The 4364-nt window shown below is 57.1% G+C and carries 6 protein-coding genes; 2 read left to right on the forward strand and 4 right to left on the reverse strand.

Annotated elements, in window-relative coordinates:
- Positions 1-54 precede the first annotated feature (54 nt).
- Genes ACREAY_RS10125 through ACREAY_RS10135 form a run of 3 tightly spaced genes read right to left on the reverse strand, consistent with a single transcriptional unit; the run spans position 55 to position 2615 of the window.
- On the reverse strand, positions 55-1383 hold the full coding sequence (locus ACREAY_RS10125) for a glycosyltransferase (RefSeq protein ID WP_431755655.1): 1329 nt from the start codon (positions 1381-1383) through the stop codon (positions 55-57).
- Complete coding sequence (locus ACREAY_RS10130) at positions 1373-2320, reverse strand: hypothetical protein (protein WP_431755656.1); 948 nt, start codon at positions 2318-2320, stop codon at positions 1373-1375. Before ACREAY_RS10130 ends, ACREAY_RS10125 begins: the two co-directional genes overlap by 11 nt.
- Before the next feature lie 4 nt (positions 2321-2324).
- Complete coding sequence (locus tag ACREAY_RS10135; RefSeq protein ID WP_431755657.1) at positions 2325-2615, reverse strand: hypothetical protein; 291 nt, start codon at positions 2613-2615, stop codon at positions 2325-2327.
- 113 nt (positions 2616-2728) lie between these two features.
- Between ACREAY_RS10135 and ACREAY_RS10140 the strand changes: the two genes are divergently transcribed.
- Positions 2729-3052 (forward strand): DUF2024 family protein, encoded by a 324-nt coding sequence (locus ACREAY_RS10140; protein ID WP_431755658.1) that lies wholly within the window; start codon positions 2729-2731, stop codon positions 3050-3052.
- On the opposite strand, the gene ACREAY_RS10145 is transcribed toward ACREAY_RS10140, so the two are convergent.
- Positions 3049-3621, reverse strand: coding sequence for a hypothetical protein (locus ACREAY_RS10145; protein ID WP_431755659.1), 573 nt, complete (start codon positions 3619-3621; stop codon positions 3049-3051). The two genes, ACREAY_RS10140 and ACREAY_RS10145, sit on opposite strands and share 4 nt — an antisense overlap.
- Positions 3622-3704: 83 nt before the next feature.
- Between ACREAY_RS10145 and ACREAY_RS10150 the strand changes: the two genes are divergently transcribed.
- Positions 3705-4361 (forward strand): (4Fe-4S)-binding protein, encoded by a 657-nt coding sequence (locus ACREAY_RS10150; RefSeq protein WP_431755660.1) that lies wholly within the window; start codon positions 3705-3707, stop codon positions 4359-4361.
- Positions 4362-4364: the final 3 nt, after the last annotated feature.

Genomic DNA, 4364 nt, shown 5'->3' on the forward strand with positions numbered 1-4364 from the left:
CATAACGAGGGTCAAGACCTTTGCGGCGAAGCGAGACAAAATAATGGTCGAGACCTAGTGCTGCTCGGCCGCCTTCCACTTGACGCCCCTTCCTTGGTGCGTCGTCTTTTCCCAGAACACCTGCATGAACAACTCCTGGTAGAACGCGCGCAGCGACGCGATAGGCATCATCACGTTCATGTAAAAGAACATGTGGGGCAGGATCCTGATTGTACTGACCTTTATCCCTTCAAGTTTCGCTCCCTTTATCCAGATGTAATAGTAGAGGCCGTTGAACCAGAGCGGTATTATGCTCCAGAACGGTATGACGCCTGCCGTGACCTGCGGAAGAACGCCTGCCTGTTCCAGCAGCCAGTACGCCGTCACGCCATATGAAATCCAGTTGAGGACGACTATGAGCGGGCTTATCAGCATGACCAGTGCAGAAAATATGCCGGAAAGGCCCATCCTCCGCGCGACTGTCGGCTTGAAGAGCACGCCGGAATACTTCCAAAAGCTCTGCATCCAGCCCCGAAACCACCTGCTCCTCTGCTTGAGCCACGGCTTGAACTTTACCGGCGCCTCCTCCCAGTGCCGGGCGTCGATGGTGCCCACGTTCCAGCGCGCTATTCTCAGCCGGATGGCAAGCTCGGCGTCCTCTGCCAGGTTGGTCGGCTCGTACCCGCCGACGTACCGCAGGGCTGCCCTGCTGAAATAGTTGCCCGTGCCGCCAAGGGGCGCAAACATCTCCATGTTGGCCCTCCCGTTGAGCATTATGCGGAACCACCCCGCGTACTCCATCGCAAACACCTTGGAGATCCACGAGTCCTCCGTGTTGCCGATGCGCAGGATTACCTGAACGGCCTGCCAGCCGCTCTTTATTGCCGCGGCGGCTTTGAGAAAGACGTCCCTGTCCGGGATGTCCTCGACGTCCATTATGACGACAATGTCGCCTGTGCACAGCCTCATCGCGTCGTTGAGGGCTGACGGCTTTGTCGGGAACAGCTGCCTCCTTGCAAGCAGCTTGATGACATCGGGATACTTTTGCTGGTACCAGAACCCGATCCTCTCGCCGCCCTCGTCGTCCACCACCACGATTATCTCCTTCTTGTCCCTGGGATAGTCTATGTGGTTGAGGCACACCTCTATCGTCCTGCCGAGGATTGGCTCGTTGCGCGCCGGGATTATCGCCGATATCTTGGGAAACTCGTCGAGTTTCGTGTCGGGGTTGAGCGGCGGCTTTAGCCCCGAGATTGTTATCGCCACGTGGTAGACGCCCCAGACGGTATAGATGACTGTAATCGAGGTCACGAGGGAGAAGAGGAATGCGGCAGGGTAGAGAACGGCAAACGCAGCCAGGCCTGCCATGGCGGCTGAAAATATCGCAATCCGCCTAGCCGACAATCTTTTTTATCTCCGCTGCAATCGACTCGGGGCTGCTGGCCGCGCCGACGGCGAGCAGCTTTATCTTTTCCGGGTTTACGATGGATGCAAGCCGGCCTACGAGGTTTTCCGGCACGAACAGGAGGACGACGTGTTTCAGGTCCGCGCCCCTCAGTATCTTTTGCAATATCTTGGCGTCAAAGCCGGACTCGTCCAGTATAAAGTCGACCACGACCTTTCTCTCGCCGTCAACCACCAGGGGGAATATGTGGGTGACCCCGCTTGCTCCCCTGACCCTGCCAAGGACCTCTGCTTTTGCGCCAATGCCTGCGGTCAGCACCTTCTGTATCGACATGAAATAGTCGGCCACCTCTGCAAAGCTCTGGATCTCCTCATTCACCTTGTAGACGGGAAAAGCCTTCAGGTCTACCTCGTCTATCCTCGACTCGTGGCCGCCCTGGCAGGCAATGTTGACGAGGGGATACTGAAAGACCCTGCCGCAGTCCTGGCACTTGAAGCCGATGCCGGGCTTGCCGTACTCTATCCCGACCCTCTTCATGTGCTTGGAGCACTTTGGACATACATATTCAGCGTCCTTTGGCGAGACGAATTCCTCGACCGGCGCTGAATACTCGCACTCGTAGTGTATCATTATCTCGGACCTTGCCAGCGACGACTTTTTGCAGTCGGGGCAGTTGAGGCGCACGGCCAAAAGCAGGCTGGCGCATTTCGGGCAGGAAGGGTACGCCCTCGTGCCTGCGACTGAGAGCAGTTTCTCCTGCTCGTATGTCTTTATTCTGTCGACAGACAGGTCGAACCCTTCTATTTCATACACTATCCCTAGGCCGTGGCGGAACTGGGGCTGTATGCTGTCCTTTGATTTTTTCGCGTACGAGGCAAGGAACGCAAGAGTGCTGTCGTCCCTCGTCAGGTCCCTGGACTTGCCACCAAAAGCCATCTTTTTACACCGATTTCTCCCCGAGGAACCTCAGCATCCCCGCAAGGTCCTCCTTTGCCTCGACGTTCAGCCCCCTCGCCATCTCTGCTATTATGGCGCTTTCTATGAGGGAAGAGCCGTTGCCAAATATGTCGCGCAGCGTCCTCACAAACTTGTCCGGGCTGTCAAGTATCTCGTCGCGGCTCACGCCCAGGTTTTCAAGGTGAAAGTAGAATACCTCAGTCTCGGTGAACAGCAGCCCCCTCAGGACGCCGTGTATGTCAGAAACGACGCGCCGCCTGTCAAACTCTGCCATGGCATACTACCCCCGGGCGGAAGGACTGCAAACACTGTCATATTTGGAGGCTACTATATAAAATTCCGCATGCGGGCGAAAAAAATTAAAGCCGCCCATCTCAAGCACATATCATGCAACTAGAACCATACCACGGCGGGCGCAAAAAGGTCGTGGTCTACAACACATATGCCGACGGCGGCAAGCTCCACTTTGATGTCTTTATCCCTACTGACAAGTCCCGCGCAGAGCAGGTCGCAAAGGACACCGACGCGCAGGCGGTGCAATACGCGCAAGAGTTCCTGAAGCTGATAGGCAAGCAGCCGGGCGACCTGGTGGTCAACATGTGCGACCGGTGCCACATAGACGACACCTCGCTGTATGCAAACGAGCTGTGGCAGCTGCCGGGCAAAGAAGTGTTCATCTGGCCCATGGAAGGGTGCCCCAAGCCGGGCTAGGCCATTGCTTGGCGGTACCCGATTCTTTCCAGCTCGTCCAGAAAGCGCCATTCTTCTTTTGCGTCTGCGCCCTTGCCGAGCCTGTACAGGGCTCTAGTCAGCTGGCTTTTCTGCCCTGCAAAAGAAGAAGGGACGTGCATCGCAAGCAGCATGGCCTTTGTCGCAAACATGGCCTTCCAGTCGCCCGGATATGAAACATGCAAAGGGACAAAGTCCAGCGGCACCAGTTCGTGCGGGGGCCTTTTCTCCGGATCCTTGTTCATCCACATGTAGCCCATGTAGCCAGGGCTCGCCTCCTTTGCGTTCCTAGGCTTTATCACCCGCTCTAAAATGGCAGGGTCGTGCGTCCGGCCCACGACTGTGAACGTCGTCCCCCCGTACCTTTTTGCCGCGGCGGCCCTCTTCCTGCTGTCCCTGGCAGCTCCTTTCTTATTGAAAAATCCTGCCACGTGCACCTGGATGATGGTGCTGTCGGGCTTGTAACCAAACAATTTGAAGTATCGCAATATCTCTTGCCGCCTGCCTGCGGGGACTTCGCTTGCCACCGCGTACTCGACTCTGGACTCCATGGCGATGTTTCGCCGGTATTTGTATAAACAGTTACGCTGCAATCTGCAAAAAGTAAATAGCAAACGCGTCGCTACAATACATGTTGAGCAAGCCCAAAATAATCCTGGCGCCAAACGGGCCCCTTTACCTTGTCAACGATCCCGAGCCTGCAGTTGTGGAAAACCTTGTCGACACCCGGGGCGCTCCCCTGGCAACTGTGCGCCGCGTCGCCCTCTGCCGCTGCGGCCAGTCCAGGAGCAAGCCCTTTTGCGACGGGACGCACAGCGCGGCAGGATTTTCAAGCGACAACTCGTTAGAGGTGCCGGACAGGCGCAAGGACTATGTCGGCAGAAAAGGTACCGTGCACGACAACCGCAGCATCTGCTCGCACGCAGGCAAGTGCGTCGCAGGCCTGCCGGCGGTCTTTAGGCTGGACAAGCTCCCCTGGGTAGACCCTGAAGCCGCAACCATGCAAGAGGTCATTGACACCGTGAGGAAATGCCCGTCAGGCGCCCTCATCTACTCTGTCGACGGGGTGGAGTACCGCGACCTTGACGGCAAGCCGCAAGTCAAGGTCGTTAGGAACGGGCCATATCACGTGACTGGAGGCATCGAGCTTGTGGGGGCAAAATGGGCTCAAGGTGCGTCAAAAGAACACTACGCTCTGCCGCTGCGGCGCGTCAAAGAACAAGCCGTTCTGCGACGGCATGCACCGGGAAGCTGGCTTTACGGACGGGCAGTGACCTCGTCTACGCGGTAGCCG

The organism is Nitrososphaera sp. (assembly GCF_050748925.1).
GTDB lineage: Archaea > Thermoproteota > Nitrososphaeria > Nitrososphaerales > Nitrososphaeraceae > Nitrososphaera.

Coding starts and splice junctions, on each gene's coding strand:
- ACREAY_RS10130 (WP_431755656.1), bottom strand. CDS start 2,320: ATGGCTTTTGGTGGCAAGTCCAGGGACCTGACGAGGGACGACAGCACT.
- ACREAY_RS10135 (WP_431755657.1), bottom strand. CDS start 2,615: ATGGCAGAGTTTGACAGGCGGCGCGTCGTTTCTGACATACACGGCGTC.
- ACREAY_RS10140 (WP_431755658.1), top strand. CDS start 2,729: ATGCAACTAGAACCATACCACGGCGGGCGCAAAAAGGTCGTGGTCTAC.
- ACREAY_RS10145 (WP_431755659.1), bottom strand. CDS start 3,621: ATGGAGTCCAGAGTCGAGTACGCGGTGGCAAGCGAAGTCCCCGCAGGC.